Annotated in this window: 12 protein-coding genes; 6 read left to right on the top strand and 6 right to left on the bottom strand. The window is 71.9% G+C overall.

Annotated features, from left to right (window positions below):
• Window positions 1-65: 65 nt before the first annotated feature.
• The gene (locus OHB49_RS37325) at window positions 66-545 is read right to left on the bottom strand and encodes an NUDIX hydrolase (RefSeq protein ID WP_030975009.1); all 480 of its coding nucleotides are present in this window, start codon (window positions 543-545) and stop codon (window positions 66-68) included.
• A 33-nt stretch (window positions 546-578) separates the two neighbouring features.
• Window positions 579-2,171: an apolipoprotein N-acyltransferase gene (gene lnt / locus OHB49_RS37320; protein WP_329165307.1), complete on the bottom strand. Its 1,593-nt coding sequence runs from the start codon at window positions 2,169-2,171 to the stop codon at window positions 579-581.
• Window positions 2,172-2,365: 194 nt separating this feature from the next.
• Between lnt and OHB49_RS37315 the strand changes: the two genes are divergently transcribed.
• A complete protein-coding gene (locus OHB49_RS37315) occupies window positions 2,366-3,541 on the top strand; it encodes an O-antigen ligase family protein (protein ID WP_329165306.1) in 1,176 nt (391 codons plus the stop codon).
• Between the two features lie 21 nt (window positions 3,542-3,562).
• Here OHB49_RS37315 and OHB49_RS37310 read toward each other — a convergent pair whose 3' ends face one another.
• The gene (locus tag OHB49_RS37310; protein WP_329165305.1) at window positions 3,563-4,126 is read right to left on the bottom strand and encodes a hypothetical protein; all 564 of its coding nucleotides are present in this window, start codon (window positions 4,124-4,126) and stop codon (window positions 3,563-3,565) included.
• Between the two features lie 68 nt (window positions 4,127-4,194).
• A complete protein-coding gene (locus OHB49_RS37305) occupies window positions 4,195-4,980 on the bottom strand; it encodes a glutamate racemase (RefSeq protein ID WP_329165304.1) in 786 nt (261 codons plus the stop codon).
• Window positions 4,981-5,038: 58 nt separating this feature from the next.
• On the opposite strand from OHB49_RS37305, the gene OHB49_RS37300 reads away from it, so the two are divergent.
• Window positions 5,039-6,217: a glycosyltransferase gene (locus OHB49_RS37300; protein ID WP_329165302.1), complete on the top strand. Its 1,179-nt coding sequence runs from the start codon at window positions 5,039-5,041 to the stop codon at window positions 6,215-6,217.
• A 52-nt stretch (window positions 6,218-6,269) separates the two neighbouring features.
• On the opposite strand, the gene OHB49_RS37295 is transcribed toward OHB49_RS37300, so the two are convergent.
• Window positions 6,270-7,589: a TerD family protein gene (locus OHB49_RS37295; RefSeq protein WP_329165301.1), complete on the bottom strand. Its 1,320-nt coding sequence runs from the start codon at window positions 7,587-7,589 to the stop codon at window positions 6,270-6,272.
• A 257-nt stretch (window positions 7,590-7,846) separates the two neighbouring features.
• Here OHB49_RS37295 and OHB49_RS37290 point away from each other — a divergent pair, with 257 nt between their 5' ends.
• The 3 genes from OHB49_RS37290 to OHB49_RS37280 all read left to right on the top strand — a co-directional run bounded on the left by OHB49_RS37290 (window position 7,847) and on the right by OHB49_RS37280 (window position 11,901).
• Window positions 7,847-8,320, top strand: a complete 474-nt coding sequence (locus OHB49_RS37290) for a DUF6643 family protein (RefSeq protein ID WP_329165300.1) — start codon at window positions 7,847-7,849, stop codon at window positions 8,318-8,320.
• 388 nt (window positions 8,321-8,708) lie between these two features.
• A complete protein-coding gene (locus OHB49_RS37285; protein ID WP_329165299.1) occupies window positions 8,709-9,317 on the top strand; it encodes an Rv1733c family protein in 609 nt (202 codons plus the stop codon).
• 151 nt (window positions 9,318-9,468) lie between these two features.
• Window positions 9,469-11,901, top strand: coding sequence for a right-handed parallel beta-helix repeat-containing protein (locus tag OHB49_RS37280; protein ID WP_329165298.1), 2,433 nt, complete (start codon window positions 9,469-9,471; stop codon window positions 11,899-11,901).
• Here the strand turns inward: OHB49_RS37280 and OHB49_RS37275 are convergent.
• Window positions 11,871-14,309 carry a hypothetical protein gene (locus OHB49_RS37275; protein ID WP_329165296.1) on the bottom strand — a complete coding sequence of 813 codons (2,439 nt, stop codon included), beginning with the start codon at window positions 14,307-14,309 and terminating at the stop codon, window positions 11,871-11,873. The genes OHB49_RS37280 and OHB49_RS37275 overlap by 31 nt on opposite strands.
• A gap of 202 nt (window positions 14,310-14,511) precedes the next feature.
• Between OHB49_RS37275 and OHB49_RS37270 the strand changes: the two genes are divergently transcribed.
• Window positions 14,512-15,357: a DeoR/GlpR family DNA-binding transcription regulator gene (locus OHB49_RS37270; protein ID WP_329165294.1), complete on the top strand. Its 846-nt coding sequence runs from the start codon at window positions 14,512-14,514 to the stop codon at window positions 15,355-15,357.
• The last annotated feature ends 52 nt before the right edge of the window (window positions 15,358-15,409 follow it).

Below are 15,409 nucleotides of genomic sequence, written 5' to 3'. Positions count from 1 at the left end.
AATCGCCGGACGGGCTGAGTGGTCGAGCCCGTCCGGCGTCTTCATGAGCGGTTGCTACTCATGTGTCACTGCTGCCCGGCGGGCTCGAACCAGGTGGGTTCGTCGGTGAGCGACTGCTTGATCCGCAGGAGCCCGAACTCGTTCAGCGGCGGCAGGGCGTCGACCGGGAACCAGCCCACCTCCAGCGACTCGTCGTCATTGACGCGCGCCTCACCCCCGGTCGCCCGGCAGCGGAAGGTGACGTCCAGGAACTGGCACCGGTCGCCGTTCGCGTACTGCACGGGATCGAGCATCTGCGTGAGCACCACCCGCTCCGCCACGCAGTGCACGCCGGTCTCCTCGTACACCTCACGGACCGCCGACACGGCCGGCTGCTCCCCCGGCTCGCAGATACCACCGATGATCGCCCATTTGCCGGTGTCGGCGCGCCTCCCGAGCAGCACCCGGCCCTCGTCGTCGAAGACCACGGCAGTGACGCCTGGCAGCAGGAGCAGCTGTGTACCGGCAGTGACACGGAGTTCGCGGATGAAGTCAGGAGTGGCCATGGGGACGACCATACGTGGCCCGCCCGGTGCGGTTCACCGCGCGCGGCGGACCCGTACCGACCGGACAGCCACCCAGCCCAGTCCCGCCACGGCGATCAGCGCGAGCAGCCCTTCGGGGAGCGTGCCCAGCCGGGTCGCGGGGGTCAGGGACGAGCGCAGCGGCACCTTGTCCACCAGCGCGTCCGCGGTGAACATCTTCGTCTGCTGGACGATCGTCCCGTCCGGGCGGATGATCGCGCTGACCCCGCTGGTGACGGGGACGACGACGGACCGGCTGTGCTCGACGGCCCGCACCCGGCTCATGGCCAGTTGCTGGTACGTCATCTCGCTTCGGCCGAAGGTGGCGTTGTTGCTGGGGACGGCGATCAGCTGGCTGCCGTGTTCGACGGTGTCCCGTACGGCATCGTCGAAGGCGGCTTCGTAGCAGGTGACGAGCCCCACCTGGGTGCCCGCCAGATCGAAGACGCCGACCTTCTTGCCCGGTCCGAAGTCGCGCTGCACCCGGTCGACGTCCGAGCTGAAGACGCGTGCGATCGAGCGCATCGGCATGTACTCGCCGAAGGGCTGGATGTGGCGCTTGTCGTACGTGGCGACGGGGCCGCCGTTCGGGTCCCACTGGATGAGGGTGTTGCGCAGTTTACCGGTGTTGGGCTCGACGACCGCGCCGACCACGGTGGGGGCGTTGATCGCCTTCACGGCCTCGTCGATGACGATCCGCGCGTCCGCGTTGCGGTAGGGGTCGAGGTCGGAGGAGTTCTCCGGCCACAGGACGAAGTCGGGCTGCGGTACCTTGCCCGCCTTCACCTCGCGGGCCAGCTGTTCGGTACGGCGTGCGTGGTTGTCGAGGACGGCGCGGCGCTGGGAGTTGAAGTCGAGTCCGAGGCGGGGCACGTTGCCCTGGATCGCTGCGACGGTCGCGGTGCCGTCCTCCGCCGAGTCGTCGACGAGCGGCAGCGCGGCCAGCGCCCCGGCAAGGGGTACGAGGACCGCGGCGGCCGCGCCGGCGACCGCGGCTCGGGGGACCTGACCGGTGCTGCGGTACGTACGGAAGGAACGCACCGCTTCGAAGAGGCCGAAGCCGCACAGCACCACCGCGAACGAGAGCAGCGGTGTGCCGCCGACGGCCGCGAGCGGCAGGAACACACTGTCCGCCTGTCCGAACGCGATCTTGCCCCAGGGGAAGCCGCCGAAGGGCACCCTGGCCCGGACCGCCTCGTCCAGCGTCCAGACGGCGGCGGCCCAGACCGGCCACCAGGCGAGCCGGGACACGGCGGCGATCCCGATGCAGCCCACCGCGACGAACAGCGCTTCGGCGACGGCGAGCGCCAGCCATGGGACGGGGCCGACCTCCTCGCCCGTCCAGTGCAGCAGCGGCAGCATGAAGCCGAGGCCGGCCAGCAGACCGAGGCCGAAACCGGCGCGGAGCCGACGTCCGTGCAGGGTCCAGCCGAGCAGTGCGAAGCCGGGCAGAACCAGCCACCACAGGGGCCGGGGCGGGAAGCTCAGGTACAGCATCACCCCCGAGAGCACGGCCGCGGCAGGCCGTACGAGCCCCGGCAGAAGCCGTCTGCCCCCGGCCGTAGGGGTGGACTGCGGGTCGTCGACTGGGGTGATGGTGGCGCTCACCAGGCGGAGTCTACGGTGGTCGGCTGTGCGCGGGGCAGTCCCGTGCCGTTGCCGGAATCCTCCCTGCCGGATCGTTCCTGCGCTTTTCCTCCACAAAGTCGCACCACTGCCGTTACCGTGTGCGCCAGTCCCCCGCCGACCGGCCGCATCCGGCCGTCGCGGACGGGACGGTCACAGTTCGGGGGGTCGGACGGATGACTGCACCGGCAGGCGGGTACGCGGCTCGGGAACGCGGCAACGCGTCCGACGGAGCCGGAGCGGTGATTCTCGCCGCCTGCGCGATCTGGTCGTTGGTCAGCGCGGCCGGGCGGGAGACCAGACCGGAGGGCGTGCTGCTGGCACTGCTGGCCGTCGCCGCGGGCTTCGCCTGCGGTCGGATCTGCGGCACGCTGCTGCCGGTGGCCACCGCCACGGCCACCGCCGTCGCCGCCCTCGTCATGGCCCTTCTCTCACGCAGCAGTGGCATGCCGGGTGCCACCGCCGCCGTCGACATCGCGCCCGGTCACACCGGGGCGGCGGCCGCGCTGCTGGTCCTGGCTGCGGGCGCCGCCTGCTGCGCGGCCGCGGCGGCCCGACGGGCTCCCCTGCGCCTCACCCTGCGGCTGCTCGCGTTCGGAACCGCCTGCGCCGCGCTGACCATGGAGTCGGTGGCCGGTTTCGTCGCGGCGCTCGGGGTACTGCTCTGTTCGCTCGCCGCGGCGAGGATGCGCCGCAGGCTGCTCGGGCTCGCGGGGTTCGCACTGGTCACGGCGCTGGTCGTCGGTGCGTCATGGGCGGTGGCGGAGGAAGCCCTGCCCGACGGCCTGATGATCTCCCTGGAGGGCCAGCTCACCGGGAACCGCGTGCTTCTGTGGCAGGACGCGGTGACGCTCGCCAAGGAGCATCCGGTGCTGGGCGTCGGACCCGACCGGTTCGCCGAGATGAGCCCGACCGCCCAGCAGACCCTGCGGTCCGACGGGAAGCCCCACTCGGCACCGCTGCAGCAGGCCGCCGAGCAGGGCGTGGTGGGAGTGACGCTGTTGGGTGCGGCCTTCGGCTGGCTGCTGTACGTGCTCTGGCGCTCTCCCCGCTCCACGGCAGTCGTCCTGACGGCGGGCGCCGCACTCACCGCGCTGGCGGCCCTGGCGAGTGTCGGAAATGCGCTGAGCTTCACGCCCGTGACGGCGGGCGCAGGACTGCTCGCGGGGCTGGCATCGGCCCGGCTGCCCATCGGGGACGGCCGCGCCGCTTCGGACACGGCGGGAGCGGCCGACGGGACCCGTACGGAGGGTGACGAGGATGCGGGACGTTCCGCGCACGGGACGCGGATCAGGGCCGAGCGCGGCCCGCGGGCGGATCACACCCCGCTCCGACCGACCGGGGGCGGCTGAAGCACTCAGGCTCCTACCCGCTCAGGCACCGGTCGCTGCGCCGGCCGCCGGCAGCTGGAGCTGCTCGCGGATGAACCGTACGCCCGCCTCCGCGTCGTCCACCGTGACCGTGAAGGTCCGGCCGTCGCCGAGCCTGAGCACCAGGCCCTCTCCCTTGCGGACCACCACGGCCGTGCCCTGCTCGGGGCGCCAGCGGTAGCCCCAGCCGCCCCATTGGCGGGGGGTGACCCGGGGTACGAAATCCGCGCCCACCACGTGGGTGAGCAGGATCCGGCGGCGCGGCAGGCCCATGTGGCCGCAGCGTACTTCGAGGGCGTGCCCGTCGACCCGGACGGCCACGTTCACAAAGGCGAGCGTGCCGAACAGCATGAGGAGTCCGGCCGCCACGCAGCCGATCACCGACATCAGGAGCGGGATGACGCCGGAGGTCCAGTTGGAGCTCACGGCGAGCTGAATACCCAGGGCCGTGCAGGCCGCACCGGCGGCGGCGAGCACCCACTGGGCCTTGTTGGTGGCCCGGCCGGTCCAGACGGCGGGAGGCGCCTCGGCTCCGGCATGCGTCGGTTTTCGGGGGTGGTCCCTCATGCCAGCAGCGTACTCAGAATCCGGGCAGCCGCGACGGGTCCGACGGCCCTCACCGGGCCGCCGCAGGCTCAGCGGGCGGGACTGACCGCCCCCAGCAACAGGCCCTCGGCGTAGGCCAGGGCGGCGTCCGGCAGCTCGGCGGCGCGGCCGCTGAGAAGCACGGTGAGCGAGGTGGCCGGTTCGGCCGAAGGAGCGGGTGCGGCGCCGATCCGGCGCAGCGCCTGGGCGGCGACGGCCCCGGCGGAGCCGTGCAGCGTGACGGGTGGCAGGCCGGGCTTCTGTACGGCGGCCCGGATCCGCTCGGCGACCAGTTCGTAGTGGGTACAGCCCAGAACGACGGCCCTTACGTCCGGTGGAGTGAGAGCGGCCGCCGCGGCGACGGCACGGTCGATCGCGGCTTCGTCCGCGTTCTGCACGGCGTCGGCGAGACCGGGGCACGGGACTTCGGTGACGGCGACCGAGCGGGCGAAGTCACCGATGAGTCCGCGCTGGTACGGGCTGCCCGTGGTGGCGGGGGTGGCCCAGATCGCGACCGGGCCGCCACCGGCCGCGGCCGGCTTGATCGCGGGGACGGTGCCGACGACCGGCAGCGTGGGTTCCAGCTCGGCGCGGAGCGTCGGCAAGGCGTGTACGGAGGCGGTGTTGCAGGCGACGATCAGTGCGTCGGGCCGGTGGGCGGCGGCAGCGCGGGCCACGGCGAGCGCGCGAGCGGTCACGTCCTGCGGCGTACGAGGGCCCCACGGCATGCCGTCGGGGTCGGAGGAGAGCACCAGATCGGCGTCGGGCCGCAGCCGGCGTACCGCGGCGGCCGCCGCGAGCAGGCCGATTCCGGAGTCCATGAGCGCGATCTTCACCCGGTCACCATAGTCGACCGCCCTTGCGGTCTCGTCACAGTGGGGCAGACTGCGGCGAATGAGTGCCGTTGCCTGGATCGCCGTGGGTTCGCTGGCCGCATGGGTGTGGCTGCTGCTGGGACAAGGGTTCTTCTGGCGGACCGACCAGCGGCTGCCACGGCGTACGGCCCCCGACGGCTGGCCGTCGGTCGCGATCGTGGTGCCCGCCCGTGACGAGGCGGACATGCTGCCGGTGAGTCTGCCGTCGCTGCTGGCCCAGGACTATCCGGGGGCCGCGGAGGTCATCCTCGTCGACGACTGCAGCAAGGACGGCACGGGGGACCTCGCCCGTGCGCTGTCCGTGCGGTACGGCGGGCTTCCGGTCACGGTGGTGTCGCCCGGAGAGCCCGAGCCGGGGTGGACGGGCAAGCTCTGGGCCGTGCGGCACGGGATCTCCCTGGCGCGGGCCCGGGAGCCGGCGCCGGAGTACCTGCTCCTGACGGATGCGGACATCGCGCATGAGCCGGACAGTCTGCGGGAGCTGGTCGCCGCTGCCGGCTCGGGCGGGTTCGATCTGGTCTCGCAGATGGCGCGGCTGAGGGTGGCGAGTGCATGGGAGCGCCTCGTCGTGCCGGCCTTCGTGTACTTCTTCGCGCAGCTCTATCCGTTCCGGTGGGTGAACCGGGCGACGGCGCGGACCGCGGCCGCCGCGGGCGGGTGCGTGCTGCTGCGGACCGGTGCCGCGGAGCGGGCGCGAGTGCCGGAGTCGATCCGGCAGGCGGTGATCGACGATGTGTCGCTGGCGCGTGCGGTGCGGCGCAGCGGCGGCCGGATCTGGCTGGGGCTCGCGGAGCGGGTGGACAGTGTGCGGCCGTATCCCCGGCTGGCGGATCTCTGGCGGATGGTCTCGCGCAGCGCGTACGCCCAGTTGCGGCACAACCCGCTGCTGCTCGTCGGTACGGTGCTGGGCCTCGCGCTCGTCTATCTCGCACCGCCGGTCACGCTCGCGGCGGGGCTGCTGGGCGGGGATGCGCCGGCGGCGTGGGCGGGTGGCGCGGCGTGGGCGGTGATGGCCGGGACGTACATGCCGATGCTGGGTTACTACCGGCAGTCGCTCTGGCTGGCCCCGCTCCTGCCGTTCACCGCCGTGCTCTACCTGCTGATGACGGTCGATTCGGCGTTGCAGCACTACCGGGGCCGTGGCGCGGCCTGGAAGGGACGTACCTACGCCCGTCCCGAGGCCGCGCCGGACCGATGAGCGGATGGCGGCACCGGTCCGCCGACGGTGGCGGGACCGGACGGACCGGGGGTCATTTACGGCCGGGTGTCCAGTTCATCCCCCACCCGTAGGCGTAGTCGATGGTGCGCTGCGGGCTCACCCCGCGCTCGGGTACGAGATAACGGGCTTCACGCTGCACGGTGAGGTCTCCCCCGTTGTTGGTGATGAGTACGAGCGCGCAGACCGTGGAGGGGACGGTGCATTCGTCGAGCGAGAAGTCGATCGCGGCGCCGTGCTGCGGCTGCAGGGTGACGGTCGCGTGCAGATCGGCGAAACTCCGGGCGCCTTCATAGATCGTGACGAAGATCAGGACGCGGCGGAGCCGGTCCTTGTGATCGAGGTTGATGGTCAGGTTCTCGCCGGTGGAGACGGCGCCGGTGCGATCGTCTCCGTCGAGGTGGATATACGGGGGCTGCCCGAGAGCGCCGAAGGCGTTTCCGAGCGCTTGGACAACTCCCTTCCTGCCGTCGGTCAGTTCGTAGAGGGCGCAGAGATCAAGATCGAGGTCCGCGTGGTTGGCGATGGCTCTGCCGAGTTTGCTGCCCCAGCCCGTGAACTGTTTGCGCACTTGCCAGTTGAGATTGACGCGCATGGTTCCCGAAGTGCCGCCCTGCTTGGCGAGGGAGACCGAGGGCGCGTCTTTGGTGAGCGTCACCTTGGTCAGCCGGACGGGCTGAGCGACCGGCGGGGCGGCAGGCGGTGCCGGAGGTACGGGTGGTGCCATCGGGGCGGCAGGCGGGGACTGAGGGTGCTGCCCGGCGGGCACCTGCGGCGGTGGCGGCAGGTCGACTCGCGTCGCCAGCTGAGGCTGCTGCGGTTCGTCGACGGAAATACCGAAGTCCGTGGCGAGACCTTCGAGACCGGTGCTGTATCCCTGGCCCACGGCCCGGAATTTCCAGGCCCCCTGGCGCCGGTACAGCTCACCAAGAATGAACGCGGTCTCCACCGTCGCGTCGGCACTGTCGAAGCGTGCGATCTCGGTGCCGTCCGACGCATCCATGATCCGTACGTGGAGCCCCGTCACCTGCCCGAAGGTGCCACCGTCCGCCGAGGCGGCCACGACGACGCGATCGATGGCGGGCTCCACCCGCTCCAGGTCCACCGCGAGGCTGTCCGTGACGCCGTCGGCCACGCTCCGTCTGCCCTCGTGACGTACCGCGCCCGAGGCGTGCACCGGCTGGTTGTAAAAGACGAAGTCCGCGTCGCTGCGTACCTTTCCCGACACGAGAAGGAGCGCCGATCCGTCCACGTCCGGTGCGCCCGGCGCGGTACGCCACCCCAATTCGACCCGCACGGCCTGAGCCGCCACCGGAACATTGGTTCCTTTAAGCATGGTCATGCTCGCCCCCATCGCGAGTACGGCTGCCGAAGTCTTTCCCGGGCCAACCTAATCCGCCCTCCCTCGTGGAGCCCACAGCGATGACCGACCCCGTCCGGCGATCTGCCGGTAACCCCCCGTGAACTCGTCCTTTACACGATTCCAACGCGCTCTGGTGCCCTTTTTTCCCAAGTTCGCTCGCATTGGGGATCCTGGTTCACTCACATCCCGTAAACCAACCCTCTTATCGGGCTCCCCAACCAGCACATCGTGGGCTTAACTTATGTTCCATGACCTCCCCCCGCTCCACCTACGGCAGCGGCTACTACGCCGCACCGTCGTTCCCCGACACTCCGATCTACGACTCCCTGGTCGCGGAGCGAGGCAGCCCTCAGATCGCCCCGATCCGAGTGCCTGCCGCCTATGACAGCGGCAACAGCTACAACAGCTACCTGCCGGCACTCCCGGCGGCTCTGCCGGCTCTTCCCGCGGCGCCTTCCCAGCCCAACCCTTCGTACGGCTACCCGCAGCAGCAGGGTTACGCGCCGATGCAGCCGGCTCATCTGCAGCACGCCCCGGCGCCGTACATCCCGCAGCAGCCGACCGGGATGCGTGGCGGCTATCAGGCGCCTCAGCCCCAGCAGCAGCGCCCCGCGCCGGGTACCGGGTACGAGTCGATGCGTCCCGCGTCGCCGCGGCCCGCACCCACGCCCTCTCCGTACGAGGACCCGTACAACCGCCCGTACCAGGGCCGGGGGTACTGAGCCGGAGGGACGGAGCAAGGCGCACCGAGCCGGAGCGACCCGCCGCACACGGGTCTGTCCGGGGACCGGCAGGACGCAGGCATGCGTCCTCCCGCACTGCGTGCTGTGCCCATGCATCCAGTCAGCGCGCCGTCGAGCCATGGGGACTCGACGGCGACCGCCGCCGGATGCCCTCCGACGCCGCGGACCGGGCCGTCGCACCACGTCAGCAGCCGCGCACGGCGCTGGCGGTCGTCTCATCACCACCTGATCACCACGGGCCGGTCGAGGGGGAACTCACCGGGGTCGCCCGCGCGTTGGACAGGGTGAAGTAGCTCTCTCTTCGCTGCTCCAGCGCGCGAACTGTGCCGTATCAGGTTATGACGGATGCGGAAGGGGGTGCAGATCTGTGCGAGCGGTATCGGGAGTCTGGCGTTGGAGACACAATCCCCTGCGCCGCGCCACCGACCGGCGTGAGGCATGGGTAGCTCTGGTCGCAATGCTGTTGATGGTGCTGGCGGCGCCGGCGCTCGGCTGGCTGTGCGGGGCGCTCACCGACGACGTCCTGCAGCAGTCGGTGCGGTTCCAGCAGACGCAGCGCCATGCCACGACGGCGGTCGTGGTGCGCCTGGCGCCGGGGGCGCGGCACTTGGTCACCGACCCCGAGGTGCCCTCGGAGCGTGCGACACAGACGGCGGTGCTGGCGCGCTGGAAGGCCCCGGACGGCACACCCCTCAGGGGCAAGGTGGTGACCTCCTCCCGGGTCACGGACCCTGGCGCCCGGGTGCGGATCTGGACGGATCCGCAGGGTCGCCCGGCGCCGCGCCCCATGGACTCGGCGACGGCCCGCACGCATGCGGCACTGGCCGGGTTCGGGGTGACGCTGATCTGCGTCGGTCTGGTCGAGGCCGGGCGGCGTCTGGTCGTATGGCGCATGGTGCAACGGCGGTATGCGGAACTCGACCGGGCATGGGCGGAGGCCGGTCCGGACTGGGGCAGGACGGGCACCGGCAGCTGACGAGCTGCTGATCGCGTCAACTCCCGCCCTCCGCGCGCGCTACGGTGGACCGGCCCGCCCGCCTCTTCGGCGGGCGGACCCGGAATGACCGCTGCCGAGAGACCGGTGGTCAGGGCATCGCACACGCACGAGGTGGGGGCACAGCAGCGCCATGGCACAGGGCACGGTCCAGGTGACGCACACCGGCACATCGCGGTGGCGGCGCCGCACTGGCGAATACGCCTCCCTCACCGCGGCCCTGGAGGCCGCGGCGGACGGTGATGTCCTCACCGTCGCGCCGGGCACCTACCGGGAAAATCTGGTCCTGCACCGCGCCGTGACGCTCCGCGGCCCGGAGGGCTCAGTCGGCTCCGTACGGATCGCGCCGGTCGACGGCGTACCGCTGACGCTCCGCGCCTCCGCCGTCGTCCAGGATCTGCATGTGGAGGGCCAGGACTCGGCGGCCCCCGCGCTCCTCATCGAGGACGGTGCTCCGGAACTGACGGATCTGCGGATCGTGACGCGGTCCGCCGCCGGGATCGAGGTGCGCGGTGCGGCCCGCCCCACCGTGCGCCGCTGCACGGTCGACAACCCCGCCGGGGTCGGCATCGCCGTACTCGACGGTGCGGGCGGGGTGTTCGAGGAGTGCGAGATCGTCGCTGCCGGACAGGCCGGGGTCTCGGTGCGCGACGGTGCGCATCCGCGGCTGGAGCGCTGCCGCATCCATCACACCTCGGGCGCGGGGCTGAGTGTCACCGGTGAGGGCAGCGCCCTGGAGGGGGTCGGCTGCGAGGTGTACGAGATCAAGGGCAGCGGAATACAGGTGACGGCCCGCGCCGCCGCCCATCTCACCGACTGCACGGTGCACCGCACTTCGTCGGACGGGGTCACGCTCGACACGGACGCGGTGCTGACGCTCGCCGACTGCGACATCCATGACATCCCGGAGAACGCGGTGGATCTGCGTTCCCGTTCGGTGCTCACGCTGACCCGGTCCACGGTGCGCCGCTTCGGCCGCAACGGCCTCTCCGTATGGGACCCCGGCACCCGGGTCGACGCCAACCAGTGCGAGATCCACGACAGTACGGGTGACTACCCGGCGGTCTGGGTGAGCGACGGGGCAACCGTGATACTGGACTCCTGCCGGGTCCACGACGTGCCGGACGCGATCTTCGTCCTCGACCGGGGTTCACGCGCCGATGTCGTCGACAGCGATCTCACCCAGGTCCGCAACACGGCGGTGTCGGTGAGCGACGGAGCCACCGCGCAGCTCGACGACTGCCGGATCCGGGAGGCGTCGACCGGTGCCTGGTTCCGTGACCACGGCAGCGGCGGCACGCTGAACAACTGCACCATAGACGCGGCGCAGACCGGCGTCATCGTCACCAAGGGCGCCGATCCGACCATCGAGCGCTGCACGGTCACCTCGCCCGCCGAGGCCGGTTTCTATGTCTCGGCCGAGGGCCGCGGCACGTTCCACAGCTGCCGGGTCACCGGAAGCGACGGATACGGCTTCCATGTGATGGACGGTTGCCGTACGACGCTGACCCGATGCCGCACGGAGCGGTGTGCCCGCGGAGGCTACGAGTTCGCCGAAGGCGGCTCGCACGGCGACGGTCAGGGGGTGGGCCCGGTCGTGGAGGACTGCACCAGCGACGAGAGCGGGCTGCGCACTCCCCCTCCCCCGCCGCCCACCGTGCTGACGGCGACCGAGGCGGCCCCCGGGGTGCTCGGTGCGGTACCCACGCAGCGTGCGGTAGCGCCCTCCGTCATCGACGTGCCCGCCGAGCCGGTGCGTACGTCGGGCGCCGTTCTCGGCGAACTGGACGCGCTGGTGGGCCTGGACAGCGTCAAGCGCGAGGTGCGGGGCCTCACGGACATGATCGAGGTGGGCCGCCGCCGTCTGGAGGCCGGGCTCAAAGCAGCTTCGGTGCGCCGCCATCTCGTCTTCACCGGCTCCCCCGGCACCGGCAAGACCACCGTGGCCCGGCTGTACGGCGAGATCCTCGCCTCACTGGGCGTGCTGGAGCGCGGGCATCTCGTCGAGGTGTCCCGGGTCGATCTGGTCGGCGAACACATCGGTTCGACCGCCATCCGCACCCAGGAGGCCTTCGACCGGGCACGCGGTGGCGTGCTGTTCGTCGACGAGGCGTACGCCCTGTCACCCGAGGACTCGGGCCGGGACTTCGGCCGCGAGGCGATCGACACGCTCGTGAAGCTGATGGAGGACCACCGGGACGCGGTGGTCGTCATCGTCGCCGGCTACACCCACGAGATGGAGCGGTTCCTCACCGTCAACCCCGGTGTGGCGTCCCGGTTCTCACGGACCATCACCTTCAGCGACTACGAGCCCGCCGAGCTGCTGCGGATCGTCGAGCAGCAGGCCGACGAGCACGAGTACAGCCTGGCCGAAGGCGCCGGGGACGCACTGCTGAAGTACTTCACCGAGCTGCCCAAGGGCCCCGCGTTCGGCAACGGCCGCACGGCCCGCCAGACCTTCGAGTCGATGGTCGAGCGGCATGCGGGCCGGGTCGCCCAGCTCGCCGAGCCGAACACGGACGACCTCACCCTGCTCTACCCGGAGGATCTGCCGGAACTCCCCTGAGCCTCGCCGGAGCCCCCGTCGGCCTGGCGGGGCAGGAACGGGCCGAGCCGGGCGAGCAGCGCGGCCCTCTCCTCGGCGAAGACCGGGTCGGCCTGGTAGTCCGAGTGACCCAGCACCGGTTCCGGCAGCGGATGTTCCGGCGTACGCCCGTAGACCAGCGGGTCCCGCAGGGGCCCCCGGTCCACCTCGGGCTCGGACCCACCGTCGAGCCGGACCCGGCCGCCGATCGGGTCGGTGGCCCGCCACAGATTGCGCCAGCAGCGCACGGAGCGGTGCAGTCCGTGCAGCGGTCCGGGACCGAAGTAGGCCGGGAACCAGCGCCCGTACAGCCGCTCGATCGGCGAACCGTAGGTCAGCAGGGCGACCCGCTTCCGGGCCTCGGCGGGCAGCTGCCAGACCGCGGACGCCGCGAGAACGCTGCCCTGGGAATGGCCGGAGATGACGAGCCTGCCGCGGGTGCGGCCGGTCCAGCCGGACATCCGGGACGCCAGGTCGGGGACGGCGCGCTCGGCGTAGCACGGCGGCGCGAAGGGGTGAGCGGCGCGCGGCCAGAACGTTCCGACGTCCCAGAGGATGCCGATGGTGCGCCGGGCGGACGCGTCGCGGTAGGCGCGCCGCCCCCAGGTGACGAAGAGTATGAAGCCGAAACCGACCATCCACGATCCGGTCGACTGGGCCGCTTCCGCCACCGACTCGATGAACGGGCCGGCACCGTCCAGCGCCAGCCCCGGCACCTCTCCGCTCAGCCACGCGCCGGCGACGGCCCCCGCTCCGAGCAGCAGGGTGGCGCCGGAGACCAGGCCGAGCAGCCAGGGCGCGGAGTCGGTCAGCGCGGCCGTGGCCCGGGTCCTGGCGATCTGCCGGGTACGGGCGGCGTCCGGCCCCTTCTGCCCGTACTCCTGGTCGACCTCCGGTTCCAGAGCGCGGGCGGCGAGCCAGGTGCGTACGCCCAGCACGGCGGCGGGGACCAGCAACAGCACCAGGAGCACGGGGATGACGGAGGCCTGCCAGCTGAGCAGCACCGGCGGCCCGTCGATGACGGACGCCCGCCCCATGCCGGGGGTGCCGGAGCCGTCGAGCCAGTCGGCGACGCGCTGGGCGACCCCGCCGGACATGACGCCGCCGAGGGCACAGGCGAGCATCGCGACCGCGGGGCCACCGAGTCCGTACATGACCGTCCGTGGCTCGGGCGTCCGGCGGTACAGGCCGAGCGCCACCACCGTGAGGGCGACCACGAGAGCGCCCTGGCCGACGGTGAGGACACGGAAGGTGACGTCTCCGGGGAGCGAGCCCGCGGAGACCCAGCCGGGGCGGGACCAGGCGGCGTACACGACGGCGAGGACGAGCAGGGCGAGGGCGGCGCCCGGCAGACAGCTGATGACGGCGCGGTCGAGCCGGTTGTCGATCCGCCGCTCGCTGCGGCCACGACGGCAGACCACCCAGAGCACAACGAGGGTGCCCAGCACGAGCGTTGCCTCGATCAGCCGGCCGAGGAGGTCGGGCACGGGGCCGCTGACGGCTCGGTCGTGCCGGGCGGCGGCGCCCGCGACGGAGGCCGCCACGGTCAGGAACCCGGCGGCGGTGTGCGCGGCCCGCAGCCGGGCGACGAGCCGCCGGCCGTACCAGAAGCCGGGGCGGCCGAGGGCGGGACGGACGACGGGGGCGGAGGTGGCGTCGGTCCCGCCGACGGAAGGGCCGCCGGAGCGACCGCTGGGAAGGGCGGCAGGACCGTCGTCGGGACCGTCTTCGTCAGGAGCGTCTTCGTCCGGCCCGGCGCCCGTGAGCGGGCGCTGCGACTCGTACGCGCTCCAGGTCCGGTTGGACAAGAACCAGAGCAGTCCCACCAGCGCGGTGGGCACCACGGCCGCGAGCGCGAGCCGGCGGCCCGGCTGCGACCACCAGCCGCCCTGCGCCGTCGACAGGAAACCGAGCCAGGACCGCCGGTTCGAGCAGTCGGGAACGCCCGCGCACTGCCAGGCCACCAGATCGAGGGCGACCTCGCAGGCTGCCGCGGTGAGCAGCACGGTGAGGCTGAGCGCGACGAGCCGGACGAGCACGCCGTACAGCCGCACCGCGCGGGTGCGGCCCTTGGCGGTGGGCCGCATCCAGTGGGCCAGGTTGACGACCATGAACGGGAGCAGCAGGAGCCAGAGCGCGCGGGAACCATTGCCGGATGTGAGGTTGGACCAGCAGTAGGCCTCCTCGATGGGCCCGTCCCGGTACCGCTCGGGGTACTGCTCGGCGTCGATGTCCCCGGTGCGACGGTAGATGGCCGCCGTCGCGTCACCGGTGACCCGGGCGATACGCGGATCGTCGAGCATGTCCTGGGGAGTGGCTCCGCCGACGCCGTGGACAAGCAGTTCCAGCGCGGCCCCCGTGCTCTGCGGGGCCTGGGTGACAGGGGGCACGTGGGTGACTCGCTCTCTCGCTCTCGCGACGTTCCGGGGGCTGTGCTGATGCGCAGTCACCAGAATCGCGGAACAGCGGCCGCGGTGGCACCTGTCTCACCGAATCTCCCCAGTGCGGCGCCGGACGGAGCTGCGTGGCAGGATGACCCCGTCCGACAGACGGCAGCCTGCTACAGGCGAGAGGGAAGGACCGGACCCGGCGTTGAGCGAGAATCAGAACCTCCTCGCGGAGCAGCGGCGTGCCCTGATCCTCGACGAGGTGCGCAGGCGCGGCGGGGTCAGGGTCAATGAGCTGACCCGCAAACTCAGCGTCTCCGACATGACCGTCCGCCGGGACCTGGACGCACTGGCCCGTCAGGGTGTCATCGAGAAGGTCCACGGTGGCGCGGTGCCGGTCGTCGAGGCGAGCACGCACGAGCCCGGCTTCGAGGTGAAGTCGACGCTGGAGCTGACCGCCAAGGAGGACATCGCACGGGTGGCCGCGACCATGGCCGTGCCCGGCAGCGCGATCGCGCTCTCCGGTGGTACGACTACGTATGCGCTTGCCCAGCATCTGCTGGACGTACCGGAGTTGACGGTGGTGACGAACTCGGTACGGGTCGCCGATGTGTTCCACACCGCGCAGCGTTCGGCGGCGACCGGTGGACCGCGGGCCGGGGCCGCCACGGTGGTGCTCACCGGTGGGGTACGGACTCCGTCGGACTCCCTGGTCGGGCCGGTCGCCGATCAGGCGATCGGTTCGCTCCACTTCGATGTGCTGTTCCTCGGGGTGCACGGGATCTCGGTCGAGGCCGGCCTGTCGACGCCGAATCTGGCGGAGGCCGAGACCAACCGGCGCTTCGTGCACTCGGCGCGGCGGGTGGTGGTCGTCGCCGACCACACCAAGTGGGGAACGGTGGGCCTGAGTTCGTTCGCCACGCTGGAGCAGGTGGACACCCTCGTCACCGATTCCGGTCTGTCGGCGCAGGCCCGCGAGGAGATCGAGGAGCACCTGCCGGGCCTGGTGGTGGCGGGTGCGACCACCGGGGACGAGCCGTCCGACAGCTGAGGGCTGTCCCGTAATCCCTGGCGGCACAGAGCCGAGCGACACGTTCCGCTCT

This window comes from Streptomyces sp. NBC_01717 (assembly GCF_036248255.1).
Lineage (GTDB): Bacteria > Actinomycetota > Actinomycetes > Streptomycetales > Streptomycetaceae > Streptomyces.
The sequence above is the reverse complement of the archived record's forward strand: the minus strand, read 5'-3'. Positions and strand labels throughout refer to the sequence as shown.

What these genes read in the sequence shown, in the direction of transcription:
- OHB49_RS37295 (WP_329165301.1), bottom strand. Translation starts at nt 7,589, where the DNA reads ATGGGGGCGAGCATGACCATGCTTAAAGGAACCAATGTTCCGGTGGCG.
- OHB49_RS37290 (WP_329165300.1), top strand. Translation starts at nt 7,847, where the DNA reads ATGACCTCCCCCCGCTCCACCTACGGCAGCGGCTACTACGCCGCACCG.
- OHB49_RS37310 (WP_329165305.1), bottom strand. Translation starts at nt 4,126, where the DNA reads ATGAGGGACCACCCCCGAAAACCGACGCATGCCGGAGCCGAGGCGCCT.
- OHB49_RS37315 (WP_329165306.1), top strand. Translation starts at nt 2,366, where the DNA reads ATGACTGCACCGGCAGGCGGGTACGCGGCTCGGGAACGCGGCAACGCG.
- OHB49_RS37300 (WP_329165302.1), top strand. Translation starts at nt 5,039, where the DNA reads ATGAGTGCCGTTGCCTGGATCGCCGTGGGTTCGCTGGCCGCATGGGTG.
- OHB49_RS37280 (WP_329165298.1), top strand. Translation starts at nt 9,469, where the DNA reads ATGGCACAGGGCACGGTCCAGGTGACGCACACCGGCACATCGCGGTGG.
- OHB49_RS37325 (WP_030975009.1), bottom strand. Translation starts at nt 545, where the DNA reads ATGGCCACTCCTGACTTCATCCGCGAACTCCGTGTCACTGCCGGTACA.